15 protein-coding genes are annotated in these 23,720 nt (G+C 61.3%); 13 read left to right on the top strand and 2 right to left on the bottom strand.

All coding sequences use genetic code 11. From position 1 onward, the window contains the following. Nucleotides 1-192 precede the first annotated feature (192 nt). The 9 genes from Cth01_RS16505 (at nt 193) to Cth01_RS16465 (ending at nt 11,126) form a co-directional block, all read left to right on the top strand. Nucleotides 193-996: a terminase small subunit gene (locus Cth01_RS16505; RefSeq protein ID WP_045839781.1), complete on the top strand. Its 804-nt coding sequence runs from the start codon at nt 193-195 to the stop codon at nt 994-996. Between the two features lie 2 nt (nt 997-998). Then, nucleotides 999-2,597: a terminase gene (locus Cth01_RS16500; protein WP_045839780.1), complete on the top strand. Its 1,599-nt coding sequence runs from the start codon at nt 999-1,001 to the stop codon at nt 2,595-2,597. Between the two features lie 8 nt (nt 2,598-2,605). Beyond that, the gene (locus Cth01_RS16495; RefSeq protein WP_045839833.1) at nt 2,606-4,891 is read left to right on the top strand and encodes a portal protein; all 2,286 of its coding nucleotides are present in this window, start codon (nt 2,606-2,608) and stop codon (nt 4,889-4,891) included. Between the two features lie 218 nt (nt 4,892-5,109). After that, on the top strand, nt 5,110-6,153 hold the full coding sequence (locus tag Cth01_RS16490; protein ID WP_052703361.1) for a hypothetical protein: 1,044 nt from the start codon (nt 5,110-5,112) through the stop codon (nt 6,151-6,153). A 78-nt stretch (nt 6,154-6,231) separates the two neighbouring features. Beyond that, a complete protein-coding gene (locus tag Cth01_RS16485) occupies nt 6,232-7,521 on the top strand; it encodes a phage capsid family protein (RefSeq protein WP_045839778.1) in 1,290 nt (429 codons plus the stop codon). 85 nt (nt 7,522-7,606) lie between these two features. Then, on the top strand, nt 7,607-8,083 hold the full coding sequence (locus Cth01_RS16480) for a hypothetical protein (protein ID WP_045839777.1): 477 nt from the start codon (nt 7,607-7,609) through the stop codon (nt 8,081-8,083). 72 nt (nt 8,084-8,155) lie between these two features. Continuing rightward, a complete protein-coding gene (locus Cth01_RS16475; RefSeq protein ID WP_045839776.1) occupies nt 8,156-8,656 on the top strand; it encodes a hypothetical protein in 501 nt (166 codons plus the stop codon). Then, entirely contained in the window at nt 8,656-9,330 is a 675-nt protein-coding gene (locus Cth01_RS16470) for a phage adaptor protein (RefSeq protein WP_045839775.1), read from the top strand. Before Cth01_RS16475 ends, Cth01_RS16470 begins: the two co-directional genes overlap by 1 nt. Nucleotides 9,331-9,338: 8 nt before the next feature. Further along, nucleotides 9,339-11,126: a hypothetical protein gene (locus tag Cth01_RS16465; protein WP_052703360.1), complete on the top strand. Its 1,788-nt coding sequence runs from the start codon at nt 9,339-9,341 to the stop codon at nt 11,124-11,126. On the opposite strand, the gene Cth01_RS16460 is transcribed toward Cth01_RS16465, so the two are convergent. Further along, complete coding sequence (locus tag Cth01_RS16460; protein WP_233425207.1) at nt 11,123-11,479, bottom strand: hypothetical protein; 357 nt, start codon at nt 11,477-11,479, stop codon at nt 11,123-11,125. The two genes, Cth01_RS16465 and Cth01_RS16460, sit on opposite strands and share 4 nt — an antisense overlap. Nucleotides 11,480-11,684: 205 nt before the next feature. Between Cth01_RS16460 and Cth01_RS16455 the strand changes: the two genes are divergently transcribed. From Cth01_RS16455 to Cth01_RS16445, 3 genes are all read left to right on the top strand, one after another. Continuing rightward, nucleotides 11,685-12,185, top strand: coding sequence for a DUF4365 domain-containing protein (locus Cth01_RS16455; RefSeq protein WP_045839830.1), 501 nt, complete (start codon nt 11,685-11,687; stop codon nt 12,183-12,185). Further along, nucleotides 12,182-13,306, top strand: coding sequence for a hypothetical protein (locus tag Cth01_RS16450; protein ID WP_045839774.1), 1,125 nt, complete (start codon nt 12,182-12,184; stop codon nt 13,304-13,306). Before Cth01_RS16455 ends, Cth01_RS16450 begins: the two co-directional genes overlap by 4 nt. A gap of 354 nt (nt 13,307-13,660) precedes the next feature. Beyond that, nucleotides 13,661-20,860 carry a PLxRFG domain-containing protein gene (locus Cth01_RS16445; protein WP_139032123.1) on the top strand — a complete coding sequence of 2,400 codons (7,200 nt, stop codon included), beginning with the start codon at nt 13,661-13,663 and terminating at the stop codon, nt 20,858-20,860. A gap of 76 nt (nt 20,861-20,936) precedes the next feature. Here Cth01_RS16445 and Cth01_RS16440 read toward each other — a convergent pair whose 3' ends face one another. After that, nucleotides 20,937-22,685: a M30 family zinc metallopeptidase gene (locus Cth01_RS16440; RefSeq protein ID WP_045839828.1), complete on the bottom strand. Its 1,749-nt coding sequence runs from the start codon at nt 22,683-22,685 to the stop codon at nt 20,937-20,939. Between the two features lie 222 nt (nt 22,686-22,907). Between Cth01_RS16440 and Cth01_RS16435 the strand changes: the two genes are divergently transcribed. Further along, complete coding sequence (locus Cth01_RS16435) at nt 22,908-23,708, top strand: hypothetical protein (protein WP_045839773.1); 801 nt, start codon at nt 22,908-22,910, stop codon at nt 23,706-23,708. Nucleotides 23,709-23,720 lie beyond the last annotated feature (12 nt).

Raw genomic sequence — 23,720 nt, 5'->3', positions numbered from 1 at the left:
GCTGCCTCGGTGCGAGCGGTCGAGGAAAGAAGAAAGTCACCCGGCTAGGGTTCGACACCCAAAGCCATGCCCCGCAGCATTCCGGGCATGGCACCCATTCCAGCGGGTAAGAGGCCCGGAGAACCCCCTAAAAAATCGAAGTCCCCCAAGCAGCCTGCAGGCAAGAGGAAGCCAGCAGGCAAAGCCGCGCCCATGCGGGACGCGCACCACAGCCGTCTGACTGTCAAGCAGCAGCGCTTTGTCGATGAGTATTTGGTCGATTGCAATGCGACCCAGGCAGCCATCCGTGCGGGCTACAGCAAGGCCACTGCCAACGAGCAAGCAGGTCGCCTGTTGGTAAATGTTAGTGTTCAAGCTGCAATTTCGATAGCACGGCAAGAGCAACAGAAGCGCACCCAGATCAGCGCAGACAGAGTAGTCACAGAAGCCTGGCACATCGCCACGGCAGACGCCCGTGAGCTGGTGGAGGTCAAGATCGGCTGCTGCCGCCACTGTCATGGCGAGGGCCACAAGTGGCAACGCACCGTGGCAGAGATGAACTATGACGTTGAGCAGTGGGTTTCTTCTGGCAATGACCTAGAGGCCTTCGAGCACCAAGGCGGCATTGGCTACACCCCTCTCAAGCCGCCGCACCCAACCTGCCCCGAGTGCTTTGGTGACGGCCAAAGCCGTGTGGTGCTCAAGGACACCAGAACGCTGTCCCCTGCAGCGTTGTCCCTGTATGCCGGCGCCAAGCACGGCAAGCACGGCATAGAGATTCAGGTGCATGACAAGGCCGCGGCCATGGAGAAGCTCTTCAAGCACCTTGGCCTGTACGAGCGCGACAACGAGCAGAAGACCGATCCGCTCAAGGCCTTGCTGATGCGCGTGGCATCAAGCAGCAATAACGGCTTCACACCGATTGCAGAGGATCCGGAGCGCCCAGCTCAGCCCCCTGGGTCTTCGGCCTTGCCAGTCAATCCCAATCCGTCCGCGCAGGATGACGAGGACGATTGACCATGGCCGGCCTGGTGCACACGACCCCCCTGAATCAGATCCCGAACAACCCGGAGGAGCTGGAGCGCTGCCTGGCTGATCCTGAGTGGCGCATCTTTTCGGGGTGCCTCTACAAGATCATGATCAAGGGCGATGGGGACGATGATGCTTACTCGGTCCCCTTCAAGCCCAATCGCGCCCAGAAGCGCTTCCTGAAGCGGCTTTGGCATCGCAACATCATTCTCAAGGCGCGCCAGCTGGGTTTCACAACCCTGATCGCCATCCTCTGGCTGGACCATGCGCTTTTCAACGCTGACCAGCGCTGCGGCATCATTGCCCAGGACCGAGAAGCCGCTGAGGTGATCTTTCGGGACAAGGTGCGCTATGCGTACAACAACCTGCCCGATGAGATCCGCGAGCGCTTTCCTCTGAAGCGCGACAGCGCGACGGAGCTGCTTTTCGCGCACAACAATAGCTCGGTGCGTGTGGCTACATCCATGCGATCGGGCACCATCCACCGCCTGCATATCTCGGAGTTCGGCAAGATCTGCGCGAAGTATCCCGAGAAAGCCAAGGAAGTGATGACAGGCTCCATCCCGGCAGTGCCTACTAACGGCATTCTGGTGATCGAGAGCACTGCAGAGGGTGCCAACGGCGAGTTCTACGAGCTATCGAGCCGCGCCGAAACGCTGCATTACACGCATGTCAAGTTGACCGTGCGCGACTACCGTTTCCACTTCTATGCCTGGTGGCAAGAGCCGAACTACCGCATGGACAGCTCCCTGGTGGAAATCACGCCAGAGCAGCATGAATACTTTGAGCGCATCGAGCAAGAGGCCGGTTGCTCCATCGACCTGGACCAGCGCGCCTGGTACGTGGCCACCCAGGCCGCCGACTTTGCAGGGCGCGAAGAACGCATGTGGCAGGAGTACCCCAGCACTCCAGCCGAAGCATTCCAGCAGTCCACCGAAGGGCACTATCTCACCAAGGTGCTGCAGGTTGTCACCAAGCGCGGCGGCATCTGCAAGGTGCCAGTGCTGGATTTGCCCGTGTACACCTTCTGGGACATTGGGGCGAGCGATGGCTGCGCTATCTGGTTTGCCCAGTCCCTGCGCGGCGAAGATCGGTTCATCGACTACTACGAAGAGCACGACGAGGATCTGCGCCACTACGTGCGCCACCTGCAGGGTCTGGGCTATGTCTTCGGCAAGCACTACCTGCCACACGACGCGGCGCACAAGCGTCTGGGCGACTACAACAAGTCCACCCAAGAGCAGCTGCAGGCGCTGATGCCGGGCCAGAGCTTTGTCATCGTGCCGCGCATCACAGAGCTGCAGACCGGCATCAACACCCTGCGCAAGCACATGAAGGGCGCCTGGTACGACAAGGAGCGCTGCGCCTTTGGGGTCGAGCGCCTGCGCGGCTACAAGAAGAAATACAGCACTGCCTTGGCCAAGTTCATCAATGAGCCAGACAAGGGCAACGGATGCACCGAAGGCGCGGACGCGCACCGGCAGTGGGCCCAGGCGAAGGAAACCGGGCTGTACATCCCGAGCGATGACAGCTACGGCTCCAGTCATTCCAGCTACGAAGAACCTGAAGCGCCCGATTGGCGCGCGTGAGAGCAACCATGCAATACATCAAGCCCCCTCAAAACGCGGATCTGGGAGAGCCCATGACCGTGCTGGAATACGCCAAGATCGTGCAGGAATGCATTGATCAGCCACCCTGGCGCGCGGCAGCCGACAAGGAGGCCGACTATGCCGATGGCAACCAGCTGAGCACCGAACTGCTCAAGCGCCTGCAGGCGACGGGCGTGCCGCCGGCCAAAGAGAACGTGATTGGCCCGGCCATTGCGGCTATCTGCGGGTTTGAGGCTAAGACGCGCACAGATTGGCGAGTGACCCCGGACGGCGACCCCACAGGCAAGGATGTGGCCGACGCGCTGAACTACCGGCTCAACCAGGCCGAGCGCTTTTCCAAGGCGGATGCGGCCATGAGCGAGGCCTTCAAGCCGCAGGCGGCCGTGGGCCTGGGCTGGGTAGAGGTGGCGCGCAGCAGCAACCCGCTCGAGTACAAGACCCGCTGCCACTACATCCACCGCAATGAAATCCATTGGGATATGCGCGCCTCTGAAAAGGATCTATCCGATGCGCGCTGGCTGCTGCGCGAGCGCTTCATCAGCAAGGAGCGAACTGCGCGCGCGTTTGAGAACATGGCGCAGCTGATCATGCAGGCGCAGACCGTCAGTGGCCTGGGCGGATACGGTGGCTATGTGACCGAAGGTGGCGTATCGACCGGGTTGCTCTCGGCTGCCGATGCCAATCGCGCCTGGACCACGCGCGAGCAGGCCTGGTACCGCCATGAGTCGGACGAGGTGTGCCTGGGCGAGCTCTGGTACCGGCGCTGGGTCAATGTCGTGCTGCTCAAGATGCGCGGCGGCAGGGTGGTCGAGTTTGATGTGACAAACCCAGCCCATCAGGCCGCGGTGGCTGGCGGCCAGGGCAAGCTGGAGCGCGCCACCGTTGCACGCATGCGCCGCTCTTATTGGATGGGGCCGCACATGCTGCATGACAGCGCCAGCCCCTATCCGCACCCGCATTTCCCATATGTGCCGTTCTGGGGCTACCGCGAGGACATGACGCGCGTGCCGTTCGGCCTGGTGCGCGACATGATCTTTCCGCAGGACAACCTCAATAGCTCCATTGCCAAGCTGCGTTGGGGCATGGCCAGCACCCGGACCGAGCGTACCAAGGGCGCGGTGGCTATGTCGGATGAGCAATTCCGGCGCCAGATTGCCCGACCGGACGCGGATATTGTGCTGGACCCCACAGCCATGTCCCAGACAGGCGCGCGCTTTGAGGTCAAGCGCGACTTTCAGCTCAACAATCAGCAGTTGCAGATGATGGCCGACAGCCGCGCGGCGCTGCAGCGTGTCGGATCCATCACCGCAGCTTTCCAGGGGCAGAAGGGCAATGCGACCAGTGGCGTGCAGGAGCAGACCCAGGTAGAGCAGTCGCAGATCAGCATTGCCGACCTGATGGACAACTTCAAGGAAGGGCGCGCCATGGTGGGCGAGCTGATCCTGGCACTGGAGATCGAGGACCTGGGCGAGGAGCGCGAGGTGATCGTGATCGAGGGCGACACTATCAATCCGCCCCGCACCGTGGTGCTCAATGAAACCGTGGAAGAGGGCGGGCTGCGCTATCTGTCCAATGATGTGCAGCGCACGCGCCTCAAAGTGGCCTTGTCGGATGTGCCATCGTCATCGAGCTTCCGCGCTCAGCAGCTTGCGGCCTTGTCCGAAGCCGTCAAGGCCTTGCCGCCTCAGATGCAGCAGGTGGTGATGCCGTTCATGCTGGATCTGATGGACTTGCCACGCAAGGAAGAAATCATCACGGTCATCAAGAACGCGACCCAGCAGACCGACCCCGAGCAACTGCGCAAGCAGATCGAGCAGGAGCTGCAACGCGACCTCAAGATGCGAGAGCTGGACCTGCGCGAGCGCGAAGTGGCGGCGCGCGAGAAGCTGCTGGCGGCCCAGCAAGTGCAGGTCGGCGTGCAGGCGGCGTACAGCGCCATGCAGGGCGGCGCCCAGGTGGCCCAGATGCCGATGATTGCGCCCATCGCGGACGAAATCATGAAGGGAGCCGGCTACCAGGCACCGAACCCTGGCGGCGACGACCCGAATTTCCCCACAGCCAGCCAAACGGCAGCCATGAACATCAAGAGCCCTTACATCCAGGGTCAAGGACCGGAAGGCGCGGGCGCGGCTGCAGCAGGTGTTGGTACCGAAGCCGGCGCGCCGCCGGAGGTGCGGGAGAACACCAGCCCTGCATACCCACCAGTGCCCCAGGAGGCCGGTACCGGCATGCAGGGAATAGAGACTCCGCGCACGGGCGACAACCTGGTTTAGCGGCTGTACCCCACTAGAGTTAGACCGCCGCGCGACGACCGGAGACACTTCATTCCATCGAAGCGCGAAAGCGAAGAGATACAGCCCACTCGTGATGAGTCGGCCCATTCCCACCGCTGGAGAGTGTGATGGTCAGGGCTTCGGCCCTGGCCTGATCCTCGAATCGGTGTGCCCCACCAACAGGCCCAGCCGGATAGCTGGGAACGGAGCACAGCAGAGTGAACGAAGCTCAAAAACTCTTGGCAGCAGCCTTTGCAGGCGAATTGGATCTGGATGCGGATGCTTCCGGGTCTTCTGGCGTTTCTGCAACCCAAGGCACGGCCGCCCCGGCAAACGCCGAGAGCACCCAGGCCGCTACTGAAGCTGCCGCCGGCGCTGAAGCCGCCAACACAGCCACCACAGCAGGCACTGCCGCAAACGCATCGGCTCAGGAAGAGCACGAGGGCGCGCCCATTGCAAGCAAGTCCGGTGGCTACACCATCCCCTATGAAAAGCTGACAGAGGCACGCACCGCGCGCGACTCGGCTATTGCCGAGCGCGACCAACTGCGCGCCCAGCTGGAGCAGATGACGGCCGCACAGGCTGCCAATCTGCAGCATGCCCAGGCCGAAGCCCAAGCCCGTGCGGATGCCGGGAAGGCACCGACCCAGGCCGACCAGAACCTAGCAGCGGCCAAGAGCCTGGTGGACGGTGGCGCTGACGCCTCTCTGTTCGGGAGCTTTTCCGAAGAAGACATTGCAGCCGGCATTAACAAGCTGGTTGCTGATCAAGTCGCCGCGCGAGTGGAGGCTGCATTGGCACCCCAACGCGAGGCGCAAGCCCGTGAGCAGGCCGTGACGGCAGAGCAGGTGCACGCCCAGAAGATTCTGGACGCACACAAAGATGCCTTTGAAGTTGCTGAATCCAAGGAGTTCGCCAGCTGGAAGTCTGGTCAGCCTGGATACATGCAGGCAGCCATCGACCGCACCCTGCAAGCGGGTACCGCCCAGGATGTGATTGACCTGCTCGGCCAGTTCAAGAAGTTCCATGCGGGCACGGCCGGCACGGCGGCTGGTGATCCCACGGCCGAAGCAGTGGCCAAGGCCCTGGCCAACGCCAAGACCGAGCCCCCCGTGAGCCTGTCGAGTCTGCCCGGAGCGGCACCCGCAGGCACGGAGGCAGAACGCGCAGTTGCGCTGGCCAGCGATCCGGCCGCTCTGTTGGAGTACGTGAGCAGCCTGCCCCGCGACCGCCAGACCAGTCTGATGAATAGCGTGGTGTAGCCGTCAGGCCCGCCACAAACCATTTCCCGGGCCATCTCGTGATGAGAGCGCCCTTGTCCCATAGCAGGAGGACTTGATATGTCCAAGACCAGTGTAGGCGCAGGTTCGTCCAATGCGCAGTTCGTACAAGCTGCCGGACTGTTCGCGCAGTCCATGCAGCGCAACTCCAAGCTCAACCAGATGGTGGGCACCATGCCCAAGGGCGAGGGCTCGGCAGCTGCAACGCTGCGCAAGCAGACCACCAACGATATGCCCATTGTGCGTACCGTTGACCTGTCGCGCGGCAAGGGCGATGAGGTGGAATTCCACTTTGTGCAGCCCGTAGGCGCGTACCCCATCATGGGTGCCCGCATGGCCGAGGGCAAGGGCACGGGCGTGTCGCTGGACAAGGCCCGCGTGCGTGTCAACCAGGCGCGTTTCCCCGTGGATGTGGGCGACACCATGACCGACCTGCGCTCGCCCGTCGAGTTTCGCAAGATTGGCCGTCCCATCGCCCAAGGCCTGATGGATCGCTACCAGGACCAGGGATCGCTGATGCACCTGGCCGGCGCGCGCGGCTTCCACAACAACATCGAGTGGGCCATTCCCACCGAAGAGCACGCGGACTTTGAAGCGATTGCGGTCAACCCCGTGCTGGCTCCCACCAAGAACCGCCACTATGTGGCCGATGGCGATGCGATCAAGGGCTTCGCGGTCAATGCCGGCGAAATGGATATCGCATCCACCGATGCGCTGACTATGACGATTGTGGATGCCTGCCGCACGCTGGTGGAGTCCATCGCGCTGCCGCCCCCTGCGATCCGTCTGCCAGGCGACCATGCCGCCGACGATTCCCCTCTGCGCATGCTGATGGTGAGCCCCGCTCAATATCACCAGTTCTCGCAGGACAAGGATTTCCGCGCATTCCAGGCCAACGCACTGACCCGCGCCAGCCAGGCCGAGCGTCATCCTCTGTTCCTGGGCGAAGTGGGTCTGTGGAACGGCATTCTGATCTGCAAGCAGCCGCGCCCCATCCGCTTCTATGCCGGCGACACCATCAAGTACTGCGCCAGCCACACCAGCGATCAGGAAAGCTCCTGCATCGTGCCGGCCAGCTTCGGCACGACCCATGCCGTGGATCGCGCGCTGCTGCTGGGCGGCCAGGCTCTGGCGCAAGCGTTTGCTTCCAGCCGCCATGGTGGCATGCCCTTCTTCTGGAAGGAGAAGGAATTCGACCACGACGACAAGATGGAGCTGCTGATTGGCGCCATCCAAGGCACATCCAAGGTGCGCTGGGCCGTTGACCAAGGCAATGGCACCAAGCATTACACCGACCACGGTGTGATCGCCCTCGATACCGCAGTGCCCATCATCGGCGCGCGCCAGTAATCCGGCAGAGCAGGGCGCGGCCATGGTGCGGCGCCTTGCCTGACTGGATGGAGTGATTCCTCTCGTTTCAATCTAGGAGCCGACCATGGCCACCGTGACCAACTCTCAAAAGCACCGCAACCAACTCGGTGCGACACCCTGGGGCAACCTCAATGTCCTGCATTTCATCCTGAAGACAGGCGCCAACGGCGGCGCGCTGGACGCTGACTCCAATGTGCCTTTGGCCGCCGGCGACAAGGTGCGTCTGGGCGTGCTGCCTGCTGGCTCCACGCTGGTGGACTCCGCTGCCATTGTCTCTGTAGGCCTGACCGCCACCGTCAAGGGCGACCTGGGCTTTGAATACGTCGATGCTGTGGACGACGCCAAGACGCCCCAGGATGCTACCTACTTTGGCGCGGCTTTGGATCTGGCCGCCGCCGCGCGCCTGCGCAATACATCCACTAAGGCGCCCGTGACCCTGCCCAAGGATGCCTATCTGGTGCTGACCACCTCGGGCGCGGCCAATGCCAAGGCCGCCCGCGTCGATGTGGTGGTGCAGGCCATCTCCACCGGCGCCCTGTAAAGAGCGCTCCCAGGATGCGGGCCTGCCTTTGGGTAGCGCCCGTATTCGTCCATCTGAACACTCCCCAGCATCATGAACTTTGTACGCATTACCTATATCGGCCGAAAAATCTACCGTGACCGCGCTACGGGCCACATCTGGCAACCCGAAGAGGAGCGCCTGGTGAGCGAAGCCATTGCCAAGCCGCTGCTCAAGTTTGTGGAGTTCAAGCGCACTGCAGACCTCAAGCCCGCGGCTGCTGAACAGCAGCAACTGAGCCAGGAGCAGACCGGCACAGAAGGCCTGGAACTGGGCGCGATGCTGACTGCAGATCAAAGCAGCGACCCATCCAATGCGCAGAAGCCTGAGCTCACTGAGCAAGAGATTGCAGCGCTCGAGCAGCAAGCGCTGGACGACAAGGCCAAGGAAGTGGACGACCAGCGCGAAGCCATGTTGATCACCGTGCAAGGCATGAACAAAACAGCGCTTACCGAGTACGCCAAGAAGTACGACCACGCCTTTGATGCCAAGGCCAAGGTGGACGAAATGCGTATTACGGTCAACGGCCTGATTCACCAGTTCGGGGTGCGCTGATGAACCTCGAGGACCTGATTGCCTCTTTCCGCGAGGACGCCACCGACAAGCTGGAGCCCTATCTGTGGGAAGACGACGCTGTAACGCGCTGGCTCAATGAAGCGCAGGACGAGGCAGCCGTGCGCGGCCGTCTGCTGCTCGATGACAGCACGCCGGCGGTGACCACCATTGCGGTGAACGCGGGTCAGGCTTCGTATCAGCTCCACGCCAAGGTTTATGAAATCGCGCATCTGCACTGGCAGACGAGCGCGGCGGCCCATCGTGGCAAGGCCGTGGATCTGGTGACGCGCGAATGGCTGGATCGACACCACCCCGACTGGCGTGTGCGCCTGGATTGCGATGCGATGTATGCCATCCAGACCGAGGGCGCGCTGCGCCTGGTGCCCACGCCGCGCGAGGCTGGGGTGCTGACGCTGGAGGCTTACCGCCTGCCGCTCAAACCCCTGGCCAACGATACCGACAAGCCGGAAATCCACGCGGCCAGCCACCAGCATCTGGTGTATTGGGCGCTGCACCGGGCTTTCAGCCAGCCCGATAGCGACGGGTTTGACCCGCAGCGCGCGGCCACGGCCGAGGCGGCCTTTACCGGCTACTTTGGCGCGCGGCCCGATGCAGACCTGCGCCGCGCCACTCGCCACGATGTTCCCCAGGTCAACGCGACCTACATCTTTTAAGGTGCCGCATGTTCGGACTGTCCAAACCTATCCCCACAGACAAGAGCGCGAAGCTGGACAAAGCCAGAGCCCAAGCCCAGAACCAGGCGCCCGACAGCATTCCTGGCATGTTCAAGCCGGGCGAATTCGTACTGCCGCCCGATACTGTGCATGCCATGGGCGGTAAGCAAGCACTTCAGGGTGTAGTGGATGCCACGCATACGCCTGTGGCTGCATACGGTCTGAATGCACCCCGCGCCAGCGGCGCGCAATCCAAGGCCGCGCCACAACTGGGGCTCAAGCCAGAGGTGTTCTTTGCCAACGGCGGCGCGCCAGAGGATCAGCTGCCCGGACTGGGCCTGAAGCTGAGCGCGGCTCCGAGCCCCAGCAATACCTTCCCAGGCAACCGCCTGCCGGGTAACAGCGGATTCAGCAGCGCGCCACCCAGCGCGCCAGCGGCCAGTCCAACACCAGCGCCAGCCGGCATGACGGACGGTCAGCGCGCTGATGCTTTGGCTCAGATCCCAACCGGCGGGCCCAAGGCACCCGCTGCTGATGGATCGCAGGACTCTTGGAGCAATACCGAAGCGGGGCGAAATATTGGCAATGCCGTGGCTTCCCTGCCCGGGCTGGGCGGTGTTGGCCGTGTTGCATCGACTGGCGGCGCAATCAGCCGCGGCCTCAACGCGGCATCCACTGCACTGAATAGCGCTGGCCGCGCGGCAAATGCAGTTCCAGCCATTGGTGCTGGGCTCTATGGTGGTGCTTCGCCGGCGGCTGCAGCAGCCGTGGCAGCCTCTCCTCCTGCGACTTTTTCCGCCGGCGCTGGCCGTGGTTCCTCCAATCCGGCGCCTGCAAGCCAGAGTGCATCTACAACTCCGACAGGCTCAGCGGCGGAAACCCCGAGCAACCAGGTGATGGAGGGCGTGTACAGCCATGGGCGCGGCCAGTACAGTGACCAAGCAGGCGGTATGGGCTTCCCGGCTGGATTCACTGGCAAGCCAAATGCGCGGAATTTGGCTGCTGCTGACAACCTTGCAGCTTCCAATGCAGCCACGGGGGGCGCTGGTGGTCCATCGGATGAGGGTGGCTTTGGCCTGCGCGCGCCTGCCGTTGCGCATAGTGGCAATGACTGGGCAGCGCGCCAGCGCCTTAAGAATCTGGAAACCTCAGCCAGCTCCATCATGAACACTCAGCGCTGGGGCGGAAGAGGCGCGGCCAACAATCCTGCAGCCCAGAACTTCCTGGATGCGAGTCGCGCCGACCTGGCGGCTCAGGGCAAAGTGCCCGATATGCAACTGCGCACCAATGAAGTCAATGCAGGCCTGCACCGCGCGGCCATGGCTGAGGCGGGTGCTGATCGCCGTGCGCAGGGGCAGTTGGGCTTGGGACTGCGCCGCCTGGATATCGATCAGCGGCGCAACCAGCTCGATGCTCAGCGCATCAACAGCGACGAACGCCTGCGCGCGCCACAGATTCGCGCAGCCGAGCGCTTGGGGCAGTTGCAGGAGGCATACATCAATGCCAAGACTCCCGAAGAGCAGGCCGCGCTTGCAAACCAGATGCGCGCTTATTCAGGCAAGGATGAAGCTGATTGGAAGGTGCAAGTCACGCCTGCAACCAAGAACTTGGACGGCTCCACAACTGCAGGGTCTGTCATTCGCTACAACAGCCGTACTGGAGATGTGCAGGAGGTGGGTGGAGTTGGCGGTAAACCGCCGGTCCCCGCCAAGGACTCGCTGAAAGCTGGTCAGGTCTATCAAACTCCACGCGGACAAGCGCGCTGGAATGGATCGGAGTTTGAGTTGGTTGGCTAGCGTCCTGAGCCGTAGGCCTCTTCATATGTGAAGGTGGGCTTGTCATACAGCTTCCTGCAGGCGACTCCGATCATGGCTGCAGCCTGGTTGCTTCGAGTGTCCTTGGCCTTAGCTACGACACACTCGGCGCCAGAGTTGTAGCCCATGAGGCCGCGACCTGAACCTTGCTGGACTGCCTGAATGGCACCTGGGTTTGCCTTTAGACAAACCTGGTGTACTGCTTGGGCCGCAATGTCGTTTACTGCGCCAGGGGCCTTGTCCAGGATGCAGGTGGCGTAGTTGGCTGCCTGGGCCTGCGCGGCGACCAGCGCCAGCAGTGCGCCACCTAGCATCGCTCTCATCCTCTTTTGCATGTTCCCTCCTGCAAGGGAACTGTAGCAGAGCCAACTACCACACTAGGTAGCAGCGTTTGCCATACCTTTAGCCCATTTCCGAGTCTCCACGATCGAAAATTATGGGTGTAACGCCATCGAACTTTCAAGAGTTGCTGTATAACTGTATATATGTACAGTATTTGGCTCCATTGATTCTTGTAGCATGTGGTTACAGGAGATGTGGATGGATCCGAATAAGCAGAAAGAGGAATTCCAGCATGCTTATCTGTGCGCGCTTGCGGCGCAGGCAGGGCTGAATCGAGGCGAGTTTAGGGTTGACGACGATAGCGTTGATGTAACTTTTCAGACCAAAGGTTATGTGGGCACGCTTGTCCGAAATCCTGCAATTCAATTGCAGATGAAGTGCACCTCACAGAATTTAATCAACAAGGGAGTGATCAAGTTTCCTTTGTCAAGGAAAAATTACGATGATTTGCGTGGGAAGAACGTCGCTGTTCCTCGGTATCTTGCCGTGCTGATTGTTCCGAACGTTACAGATCAGTGGATTTCGCACCGCAAAAAGCACATGGCTTTGAACAATTGCTGTTACTGGGTATCGCTTCGGGATGCCCCAGCCACGGAAAATAGCTCAACCATCACTGTCGATGTACCTCTGCGTCAAAAGCTCACAACGGATGTGTTGCGGCAGATGATGGATGCAGCCAGCAGGCTGGAGGGCTTATGACAAGTCGTACACATCGTTCGTTTGAGAGCGTGACTATTAAGCAGCTTGAGACCTACCTGCAAAAAAATGGATGGTCTCTTGATGGAAAAATTCGTGATGTCGCTTCCGTATGGCATCGGGCTGAGGTCATGGATGCCGAGGTGCTTCTGCCGACCTCTGTGGACCTCAAGGACTATGCAGAGCGCATGCGCGACGTTGTCGAATCGATAGCTAGATTTGAGAAGAGATCGATTGAGGACATTACGAGCGAAATTTTGGATCTGTTTTCCAGCATCGTCTCTATACGAGTGATCGGCGCAGACACTAAAGGTGGCGCCATCCCGATCAGCGATGGAGTCTTGCTTGTCTCGAAAGCTAAAGAAATGCTCATGTCGGCAGCCATGGCTATGTTTGCGAAGCGTAAGCAATTCGCTGGAAAACCTCCCAAGGAAGCTGCTAGCTACATTGATTCACTGCTACTCGGGCAAACACAAGTGGGCAGCTACGTGGTCAATGTCCTAGTGCCGCAGCAGGATCCTCCTCGACAGGACTCAATTCAAGGAGCGGAACCAGTAGAGGGGGTAGCGCTGAGCTTGGCTCATGGCTTAGACGCCTTAAGAACAGCGGGCGGCCAATATGATCAAACTGGTGATGTGGCTGCCTTTGACAAAGCAGTCGCTTCAGGTGCGAGTGCTAACCTGTGCGATGCATTGATGGGATTCAGTGGAGAGGGGCAGAAGCGAGATTTTGAAATTCGCATTAGTGGGGCATCTGGCCCGTGGTTCGATGGAGTGACCAAGGTCTATTCATTTGTTTCAGAGGATGTTCAAACTCTGAAAGTCGCTGCGAATTACTACAGAGATGACTATGTCCTTCGCAACCAGACAATCATAGGTTTCGTCAGGAAGTTGCATCGTGACAATGGATCCAATGTTGGGAAAGTTGCGATCGAAGCGTCAGTTAATGATTCGACTCGTAGTGTGAACATCGAGTTAGATGCGAAGGAATACCATGAGGCTGTAACCGCTCACGATAAGCGAAAGTGGATAGAGTGCCGTGGTGATATTCATATCAAAGGACGAACGACGCGGCTCCTAAATCACTCTAACTTTCGCATCTTGGAGGTTGGTGACCTTTTTTGAGATCGCACACCAACATGGCAGGCCCCACTAGTGTGGGGCTTTTCCACATTTGACCTCATGATTCGTTATGGCCTGATGTCCACCGACTAGGGTTCGACACTTCGGCTTGGAGTGAGGTGTCATTGGGGGATGAGCAAAAGCACTTTCTCCTATGAAGATGCCTACGGACAGGCGCCCGCCGATAGCAGCCCCCCATCAAAGCAGGCTGGTAAATTTTCCTATGAGGATGCATTTGGGTCAGAGCCTGCACCTCCTGCCTCTCGTGGCATAAAAGGCATAGCCCAGGACGTAGCCGCCACAACTGTCAAGGCCGCGCTGGCTGTGCCGGAGGCGGCAGTTGGCGTTGCAGACCTTGTGTCGGGTGGCAAAGCCGGCAAGGCGCTGGAGGGCGCTGGCGTCCGGTTCAAGGAAGCTCGCGAGATTGCCGAGGGCTGGCACTCTGTTATGACCAAGGCCCAGAAGGCTGAATTCCAGAATGCAGATGGTGTCGCCGGAAAGGCTGCTGTTGCACTCTCAAATCCCTCGCTGATCGCTATGGCGGTGGGTGAATCACTGGGGGCGATGGGCGCAGGCGGTGCCATCGGGCGCGGCGCCATGGCTGCTACACGCCTTGGGCAGATGGGGGCCAAGGGCGCTGCCATCGCTGGCGCTGCTGGCGAGGGTGTGGTGGGCGCTGGCTCGGCCGCAGAGCAGATCCGTCAGGAGACAGCAGACGGTGAGCTGACCGCCAAGCAGGCGGCCCTGGCCGCTGGCACTGGCCTGGCTACCGGTGCGCTGGGCTTTGCCGGCAATAAGGTTGCCAACCGTCTGGGCATTGGCGATGCCGACATGATGCTGGCCCAGGGCACCAAAGGCATGGCCAAGCATGCCGCAGAGCGCGCCACAGCCGCAGCCGTCAATCCTCTGGCCCAGCCTGCACAGAAGAGCATCCTGCGCCAGATGGGCGAGGGCGCGATTACCGAGGGCGTGCTGGAAGAGCTGCCCCAGTCTGTGTCCGAGCAGATCCTGCAGAACGAGGCACTGGGCAAGTCTTGGAGCGAAGGCCTGGACGACGCCATCGTGATGGGTATCCTGTCGGGAGGCACCATGGGTGCTGGCGCGGCTGGCTATCGTGGCTTCAAGGACAAGCAGATCGATGATGCAGCGGCGAATGCCAGGAACGCTGCAGCCAATGCCCCAGGCGCGATCCCCGGCCAAGATCAGGCCGCCGGTGCCTTGCAGCCTGCCGCGTGGACAACCTCGGCCGGCGCGGCTGCCGAGATGGAGCCCGGCACAGCGCCGGCATCCCCAGCCAATGCTCCAAATCTGGATTATGAAACCCTGCCTGGCGCGGCCCCCGAGGCGCAAGGCAATGAAATCGACTTCACGCGCGACTTTCCTGCCCCGGAGTGGGGCACGGAGCTGGGTGCTGCTGGCCAGCAACCTGCCGCGACGGCCGCGCCAGAGCTGACACCTTCTCAGGCCATGGGCCTGGATCCGAGCGCGGGCGCACTTTCCAAGGCTGCCGCCATGGCTGTGGATTCTGGCGCTTCCCCTGTGCTGCAGCCCCAGGCCTCGCCAGTGGCTGAGCAGCAGCAGGCCGCACCCCAGGTGCCTGCCGGCGTGGATCCGGATACCGGCGAGGTATCGCTGCAGGCCCAGATGGACGAGCTCAAGGATCGCATTGCCTTTATGCAGCAGCAGGGGTCGGCCCAGGGCTGGGACGGCAATAGGGCTGCCCAGCGCAATGCGCTGCAGACCCAGCTCACCCGACTGGAGCTGCAGGCCGCCGGTGGTCAGGGGCGCGGCGCTTCGACTGCCGGCGCGCCCGCACCCGTGCAGCTGACCGGCATCAACCAGATCCTGGCCAAGCAGGTCCCTGACATGAGCGAGCAGGAGCTGCAGCAGGCCATCGCCCATTACGGACCCAACCACAAGCGCACCAAGAAATTTGAAAAAGCACTCCAAGCGCTTGCGCAAAAACCGCTGACAGCTATTGAATCAGGAGCAAATGGCAATGTCTCTCAAGCCGATCAAACCCAGCAAGGCGGCGCGCAACCTGCGCAAGCAGGAGCAGCGCAAGCTGGCCAAGATGCAGGCCAAGGGGTAGGCAATGGCACCACCCCAACTGCGAACCCTGGAGCGCAAGACCAGAGCGCGAGCCTTGCGAAAGCTCAAGCGCAAGTCTCGGAAGCGGCCGGCGCGGCAACAGCGGCCGTAGGCAAGGCCGCCCAGATCGCGCGCGAAGGCAATGCCGACCGTGAAGCCCAGCGCCAGCGACAGCTTGATGCCAGCGAACGCTGGACACGCATGACCACGGTAGAGCGCCAGGCCGTGACGGCCACCGCGCCAGGCCTGAACCCCATTGCACGCAAGAACCTGCACACGCGGGCATGGCCGGATATTGGCGAGAAGATCCGCAACAAGCTGATGGATTCGCTGGTGCAGCCGCTTGTAGCGCCTGCCAGTAAAGCGCCAGACGCTGCAGAAAGCGTAGCAAATGCAGCGCCTTCTGCTGTCTCCGGAGAGGCCCCGGCGAAGCCTGCCGCGCAGCCCGTGGGCGATGAAAAGCAGTTCGCGGCAGAGACTGGCACGCTGGGCATTCCACGCGCTGAGATGCCCCAGGTGCCCACGGCCAACCATGGCGGACTGGTCAAGCACGTGAATGCACAGGGGATTGCCCATGAAACCACGACCGTGGACGCGGCCCAGCTCAAGCCGACCCAGGCTGAATACTCTCCGTCCAAGGTGGAGGCCGCCAAGAGCGCCACCGGCGATCGCGCAGTGATCGTGTCGAGCGATGGCCACATCATCGACGGCCACCACCAGGCAGTCGCGGCAGCCGATGAAGGCAAGCAGGTCAAGGCCATCGTGCTGGATGCACCGGTGGAGCAGGCGCTGGCTGCGGTGAAGGCTTCGCCCAGCGCCAACACGGAAGCTGCAGCAGCCCCGTCGCCGGAACCTGTGACTACGCCCAAGTCGGTGCCGGAGCGCATGAAGGAGGCCAAGGCTGCCAGGGAGGCCGCCAGCGTGGCCGCTGCAGCCCCAGCAGCGAAGCCCAAGAGCGTGCCTGAAAGGATGCGCGAGGCGGCTGCAGCCCGTACAGAAAAGCCAGCATTTCGGCGCGATGCTGCAGGCACGGCCAAAGGGGAAGACTTTGATGTGGCAGGCTTTCTCCAAGCCATGAATGAGGGACAGTCAGCCAGTGCCGCTGCAGCTGCAGCCCCCGCAGTGAATGTACGCCCCAGCTATTCGCCGGCGGCCCGTGCCGAGGCGGTGCGCGCGGTCAAGGGCACGGCCGATGCCATTCGGCAGGCCTGGGCCAACGGGCCCGAGGTGATCGTGGCCTTTGATATGCAGGACGCGGTGGTGCCCGAGAGCGCGCGGCGTGCTGACCTCAAGCAGCGCAGCGGCGGCGCCCGGGGCGCTCCGGAGGGCTTCTATTACCAGGGCAAGGTGTATTTGATGGCGTCCAAGCTCAAGACGCCCAACGATGCAGCGCGCGTGCTATTCCATGAGGCCTTGGGCCACCACGGCCTGCGCGGCTTGTTCGGCAAGGACCTGGGCCTGATCCTGAATCAGGTGGCCACCATGCGCAAGGCAGATGTGGATGCAAAGATCGAGGAGTATGGTCTGCGCCGCGTCAATCGCCTGGACCGCCGCACGGCTGCCGAGGAGGTGCTGGCTGAGATGGCGCAGAACACGCCCGAGTTGGGCTTTGTGCGCCGTGCCGTGGCTGCAATCCGCACCTGGTTGCGCACCAACGTGCCGGGCTTCAAGTCGCTGGCGCTGACGGATGCTGAGCTGATTCGCAACTTCATCTTGCCGGCGCGGGCATGGGTGGAGAACGGCGGTTCAGTAGGGGCTGGGAGTGGAGTGGCCTCGTTCAGCCGTGGCTCCCGTGCAGAACCGCAAACCGACATGGAAAAAGCTCTGCTGCTGCAGGGCGCGCCGGTGGCGGTCCTGGATCTGAAGAACGCGCCATCAGGCGGATATGCCGCCATTGAGCAATGGGCTGCGGAGCTCTTTGCTCAGCAAGGAGGCAAAGCTATAAGTCCGGAGTTCGGTGAGGTGGTTCTGGATGCGCGCTCTGCCAAAAGCTCGATAGCGCACGGCGGTGCCAACGATGCCAAGAAGGTGGCTTTTGCAGCAGTCAAGGATGTGATCGAGCGTGGTGCACTGGTGTATCGAACCACTGCCGGCAATACCGATAGTTTTTACACATCCGCGCCGGTGAGCATTTCAGGCAAGGACAACATCGTGACGGTTCTGGTTCGCCGTGACCACAACACCCAACGGATGTACCTGCATAGTGTTTCGCTCAAAGAAAATCTCCTGAAGCCGAGAGTATCCAGTGTTGATGCCAAAAAGGCATCCGAACGGTCTGGCTCAACGACATCAGGAGACGCCCCCACTTTAACAAATGGCGTGCAGCAGGGCAAGGCGGCCACGGAAGATGTTGCACGCGAACTCAACCGCCTGCTGAGGCTGGATACCAAAAGTCCGCTGGAGCGAGAGCGGGGTGGATCTGCTCAGTCCGCCAATGAAAAATCCCCCGCAGCTCAGTGGGTGGACGCATCTGCCAAGGCCGATGGCCAAGACCTGACTTCCATCCGCTCTGCGGGGGAGAGCACCAGTCTATCCAAAGGTACGGAACAGCGCGATGCAGACGAGCCGATGTTCAGCCGCTCGCGCTTCGCAGACCTCAAGGACAGCGCCCTTGACCAGCTGAGCAAGACTTTCACCCACGAGGGCAAGGTATCGCTCTGGGACAAGTCCGTGGGCACCATGCGCCACCTGGCCGAGCGCGCGCCAGCGTTCAAGCCGGTCTATGAATCGGCCCAGCAAAACATCGACGATGTGAGCATGCTGGCCAATGACGCGGCCGACATGGCGCCGCGCATTCTGCCGCGTGTGGAGTCTCTGGGCGACCTCAAGAAAAAGCCTGTCTCTGCCGCCGACAACAAGGCCGTGGCCCGACCGCTGTTTGAGGGTACGCTGATCTGGGCGCGCGACGAGAACGGCAAGCCGACCCTGGTGGATGATCTGCAAAAGCGCTATGCGAATCTGTCGGCCCACAACAAGGCGGCGATGCTGCTCAAGCACGGCAAGATCAAATCTGAGGTGCTGGCCATGTGGCAGGGCCTGCCTGTGGCCCAGTTTGAAAAGAACATCAACGCGCGCTTTGAGAACAAGATGCTCAAGGCCGGCATTGTCTGGACCGATGCGGAGCTGCAGGCGCAGTTTGGAGCCGATGCCAACCAGATCAGCCTGTACCGCGAGGCCCGCGCGGCCATCGATCGCTCCATCGACATGACGGCCCGCACCGACATGCTGCGCATAGTGGGCGAGAAGTACGAGCCTATGCGCGATGCGGTGCTGGCGCAGCCCTCCGTGGAGGCCGCCGCACAGCTGCTGCTGGATACGCTGGAGCAGGATGCCAAGGCCGACCCGGACTCGCGCGACCGCCTGGCTGGCTATATGCAGCTGATCAACCGCCGCCTGGAGACGGCCGTGGATCTGCAGCAGGGCGGCTATGCCCCGCTGTCGCGCTTTGGCCGCTATACGGTGGATGTGGTGGATGCCAATGGTGAGCGCCTGTATTTCGGCATGTACGAAACCGCGCGCGACTCCAACCGGGCCAAGATGCAACTCGAGCACGAGTTCAAGAGCGCGACCATCACCACGGGCACCATGAGTGCCGAGGCGTACAAGCTGTTTGCCGGCGTGACGCCCGAGACTCTGGAGCAGTTTGGCGAGATGCTGGGCCTGAAAGCCGAGGGCAATGAAGCCCAGGACAAGGCATTCCAGGAGTTTCTGAAGCTCACCAAGAACAACCACAGCGCCATGAAGCGGCTGATTCACCGCAAGGGCATCGCCGGTTTCAGCGAGGATGTGGGGCGAGTGGTGGCGAACTTTGTTTACTCCAACGCACGCGCCGGGGCCATGGGCCTGAACGCGGGCAAGATGGAAACGGCCATCGGCAAGATCCCCAAGGAGCAGGGCGAGCTCAAGGATCTGGCCATGGGCCTGCGCGACTACATCCGCGACCCGCAGGAGGAAGGCCAGGCCGTGCGCGGCATGCTGTTTGCTCAGTACCTGGGCGGTTCCATTGCTTCGGCCTTTGTGAATACGACCCAGCCATTCGCGGTCACGCTGCCCTGGCTGAGCCAGTACGGCGGCATGAAGAAGGCCGGCGCGCAACTGGCCCGCGCGCTCAAGGACATGGGGACCAAGGGTTTCAAGTACGAGAGCGACCTGGCCAAGGCGCTGCAGTCGGCAGAGGATGACGGCGTGGTGAGTCCCCAGGAAATCCACCAGCTGATGGCCCAGGCCCGCGGCGCGGGCATGCTGCGCTCGGGCGACGGTACCAAGACGGGCGATCTGCGCGCCAAGGCCGGCAACCTGTGGGAGCAGGGCAAGGTGCTCTGGGGTCAGCCCTTTGCGCTGGCCGAGCAGTTCAACCGTCGCAGCACCTTCATTGCTTCTTACCGCATTGCCAAGGACCAGGGTATGGCGGATCCGGGGGCGTTCGCTCGCAAGGCGGTGCTGGAAACACAGTTCGTCTATTCCAAGGCCAACAAGCCCAAGTGGGCGCGCGGCGCAGTGGGTGGGACTTTGTTCACCTTCAAGACCTATTCGGTCAGCTATCTGGAGCTGATGCAGCGCATGTGGACCCAGGGCGGCCCAGAAGGCAAGCGCGCGGTGGGCTGGGCCCTGGCCATGCTGCTGCTGATGAGCGGCGCCGGCGGCGTGCCCTTCATGGAGGATGCCGAGGACCTGATCGATGGCGCCGGCCAGATGATGGGCTACAACATCAGCGCCAAGCAATGGCGCAAGGAACTGTTGGCCAACGTGGTGGGCAAGGAGCTGGGCGAGTTCATGGAGCAGGGCCTGTCTGGCCTGCCGGGCGCGCCCATCGATGTGTCCGGACGCCTGGGCATGGGCAACCTGCTGCCCGGTACCGGCCTGTTCCTGGACAAGCCCAACCGCGAGCGGGACATGACGGAAATCATTGGGCCTGCTGGCGACCTAGTTTCACGCGGCTTTTCTGGCGCGCGTGATGTGATCAAGGGAGTCGTGAACGGCGATGCAGCAACTGCAGGCAGGGGAGTGCTGGAATGGGCGCCCACTGCGGTGCGTAATCTGGCAAAGGGTCTGGACATGGTGGCCACAGGCATGTACCGCGATACCAAGGGCTACAAGGTGATCGACACGACCCTGGCCGAAGCCGCAGCGAAAGCGATCGGTTTCCAGCCCAAGAGCGTGGCCGAGGTGCAGGAGGCCAATAGCTTCATGCAGCGCAGCAAGTCGTTCTATACCCAGACCAGCAGCGAAATCAAAGCGCAATGGGCTGACGCGCTATTCCGCAAGGACGATGCCGCCGTTCAACGGGTGCGCGAGCGCCTGGCGGACTGGAACCGCGACAACCCCGAGCAACCCATCGTGGTCAAGATGCCCGATGTGTGGAAGCGCGTGCGGGAGATGGGCAAGGACCGCAGCGACCGCATTGCCGAGACCGCGCCCAAGGCGCTGCGACAGCAGATGCACGAGCAGGTGCGGTCGTTGGGGTAGCACCGCTGGAATACGTATCCATGGCAGTTAAGGGTTGCCACATCGCTGCCCGTTCTGGTGAGGCTCTAGTGGTAGGTTAACGTACAACGATTGACAGAGTGGTGCCTGGCGGCACTGAAACGGTCTCTGTGTATGTTCCATATACTGCAGGTCGAACAACGGGGAAGCTGCCTAGCGGCACCAGTTCTGCTGGGACAGAGGTCGGCAGCACTCGATCCAAGATGTACGCAGGGCCATCAATAGCATACAGTGTGATGCCATTTTCTGTTCGCGGAGGCATGCCAAATCCAGCTGGGGAGCCGCTTGCGGGCAGAAGTGCAGCATTGAGCGCGGCGCGGCGAATGGCTTCCACTGTCCCAGGGCCTCCGGCATCTCGAATGGCTTTATCCAGAATCACGAACCCGTCGACTGAATTGTTGCCACGTAGAAGGTTTTGGTAGAAGCCTATTCCATAGTGGCGCAATAAGTACGCTCCGAAGCTGCCTCCAATGCTGTAGCCGAAACAATTGGAGCTAGGGTCGAAATCCCAGTCAATCAAATTGCAATTGAAGCCGGATTGGTTCAAGTAGTCGGGGAAGCGACCATCGCGGATTGGACTATATCCAGGTGTGAGTATGTCGGAGAGCACGTCCTCGAGCATCAGCGCCGAAGTCTCTTCAAGCCATGTTTCGAAGGTGTTATCAAGCAACACGCCGCGCTGATAGAAGTTCACCATATGCATGAATTCATGTGCCAGTGTGTTGTACTGGGTGTTCAAGCCGATGTCCCCTGGAGTGCGGTAAATGGTTTCCGTGTCCAAATAGACCGATAGCGACTCGTTGCTTTCCGGAGTGCTCGGGGTGACTTTGAAATTGTTGTATGACCAGAAGTAGCCCATCAATCCATATGGCTGCTGATCTCGATCAAAGTTGACTAACACAATGTCCAGCGGTTGTTCTGTCTGGATCAGGTCGTCGAACTCGTGGGCACCCCAAGGCTGGCCCACCATCGCAGTAGCACGGTGGTACACAGCATTGGAGTTTGTGAAGAAGCGGGACATTATTCCGTCGAGTACTGCAGCAGAGATCTTGTTGTCCCCCGCTTCGCCATCCTCCAGCCAGATATTGACGGTCATGCCATCGCGTGTAGCACTGCGCACCAAAGTGGCTTGACGAGTTTCCATGGCCTCCACATGCACGTACCACTGGCGGGAAGCGCCAATGGATGGAGGGATCGCACGTTGCAGCGCTCGGCGCGATGGCGCGAAGCTGCTTTTTCTCAGCAAGGCAGGAGCACCGACGCGGTTGAATTCGCTGATTTCCGATGGAACGGGTCTTATGCCTTGGGAAGTCCTTGTCTGCTGCATGGAGCGAAGAACTGACGATCTCGGAACACTTGGTGTCAGTGTGATTGGCGTCATGGGCTGTGATGTGAGCGTGGTATTGGTAAACACCAATGTCACGTCCTGACCGCTGAGCCCCCTGATGGATAGTGGTACGGCGACTGCCTTGTTGCTGCTGTTGGACACCTTCCAAATGCCAACCCCGCCGCCTGCGTACGTGTCATTGGCCAGCGATCCACAGTTGGGCCCAAGGCAGTCGGCCTTAAGGCCTCCCAACGGCAACGTCGAGATGGGGGGGACTTCTGGAGGGGTGGTAGGCGGCTTAACCTCCGGTGGGGTGGGCGAAACTTCCGGAGGGGTGGATGGCAACTCTGTACTTGGTTTGTCGACAGCGGCAGTTGGGCTGTCGCCGCCACAAGCCACGAGAATCAAAGCCCAGAGCACCACGCAGGCCAGTCTGCATCCGTTGACAGCTTGATGACGAGAATCAGGACTGATCCGCATGGGTTCCCTCACGATCGTAAGTATTTGTTCGGCGATTATCTGGACTTCGCAACTCAACGCAATACGCGGATAACCAAATCTTTACGCTTCAGTTGAGTGTCAGCGCTCTGATGATTCGTACGGGGGATTCCTCATTCTTCTGGGCTACTGCTGGTCACCCCTCTAGGGTTCGCCAGCGAGCCCTGATTCTTGGACATTGGCTGCAATCTCTGGAGAGCAGCCATGTCCAACACCGCATACCCCAAGGGTGCCGAGAAGATTCTTTCGGGCGCCATCAACTTTGCCGCAGCCACCATCAAGGTGGCACTGGTATCTGACGCCTATACCTACAGCGCGGCGCATGAGTTTCTGTCGGCCGTCACCCGTGTCGGTACCGATCAGACGCTGACGAGCAAGAGCGTGACCGGTGGCGTGTTCGACGCAGCCCCCGCTGAATTTGGCATTCTTGCTCCCGGCAGCAAGATCAAGGCTGTGGTGCTCTATATGGACACCGGTAGCCCTTCGACTTCGCCGCTGCTGTTCTATATGGATTCGGTGCAAGGCCTGCCCATGGATACCAATGGTGGCGAGGTGCGCGTGCCCTGGGATACCGGCCCCAACAAGATCGCGGCCGTGGGTCTGCCGTTCTATCCCAAGGCCGCTGAGCGTTTGCTCTCAGCCGAGCTACCCTTGACCGGCGCGACGCTCAAGGCCGTGATGCTGCCCGGCAGCTATGTCTATGACGCGGCCCATGAGTTTCTGCCTGACCTGGGCGCGGTGGTGGGCGCGGCTGTTACCTTGACGGGCGTCACGGTGGCGGGCGGCGTGCTGGACGCCAACGATGTGGACTTTGGCGCGGTCGCAGCAGGTTCTACGGCGTCTTACATCGCCCTCTACGCCGACACAGGCACGGCTGCCACTTCCCCGGTGGTGCTGTATTTGCCCAGCGTGGTGGGCTTTCCCATGACGACCAACGGCAGCGGCGTGGTGGTGCAGTGGTCGAACGCGGCCGCCAAGATCGTCAGCCTGCTGGGCACGGCGTAAGGGGGAGGGGAG

Origin of the sequence: Comamonas thiooxydans, from assembly GCF_000964545.1 — a bacterium.
GTDB lineage: Bacteria > Pseudomonadota > Gammaproteobacteria > Burkholderiales > Burkholderiaceae_C > Comamonas > Comamonas thiooxydans.
Note: the sequence above shows the minus strand (reverse complement) of the source record. Positions and strands in the feature narration are given on the sequence as shown.

Coding starts and splice junctions, on each gene's coding strand:
- Cth01_RS16505 (WP_045839781.1), top strand. CDS start 193: ATGCGGGACGCGCACCACAGCCGTCTGACTGTCAAGCAGCAGCGCTTT.
- Cth01_RS16500 (WP_045839780.1), top strand. CDS start 999: ATGGCCGGCCTGGTGCACACGACCCCCCTGAATCAGATCCCGAACAAC.
- Cth01_RS16495 (WP_045839833.1), top strand. CDS start 2,606: ATGCAATACATCAAGCCCCCTCAAAACGCGGATCTGGGAGAGCCCATG.
- Cth01_RS16485 (WP_045839778.1), top strand. CDS start 6,232: ATGTCCAAGACCAGTGTAGGCGCAGGTTCGTCCAATGCGCAGTTCGTA.
- Cth01_RS16480 (WP_045839777.1), top strand. CDS start 7,607: ATGGCCACCGTGACCAACTCTCAAAAGCACCGCAACCAACTCGGTGCG.
- Cth01_RS16475 (WP_045839776.1), top strand. CDS start 8,156: ATGAACTTTGTACGCATTACCTATATCGGCCGAAAAATCTACCGTGAC.
- Cth01_RS16470 (WP_045839775.1), top strand. CDS start 8,656: ATGAACCTCGAGGACCTGATTGCCTCTTTCCGCGAGGACGCCACCGAC.
- Cth01_RS16465 (WP_052703360.1), top strand. CDS start 9,339: ATGTTCGGACTGTCCAAACCTATCCCCACAGACAAGAGCGCGAAGCTG.
- Cth01_RS16460 (WP_233425207.1), bottom strand. CDS start 11,479: ATGCAAAAGAGGATGAGAGCGATGCTAGGTGGCGCACTGCTGGCGCTG.
- Cth01_RS16455 (WP_045839830.1), top strand. CDS start 11,685: ATGGATCCGAATAAGCAGAAAGAGGAATTCCAGCATGCTTATCTGTGC.
- Cth01_RS16450 (WP_045839774.1), top strand. CDS start 12,182: ATGACAAGTCGTACACATCGTTCGTTTGAGAGCGTGACTATTAAGCAG.
- Cth01_RS16440 (WP_045839828.1), bottom strand. CDS start 22,685: ATGCGGATCAGTCCTGATTCTCGTCATCAAGCTGTCAACGGATGCAGA.
- Cth01_RS16435 (WP_045839773.1), top strand. CDS start 22,908: ATGTCCAACACCGCATACCCCAAGGGTGCCGAGAAGATTCTTTCGGGC.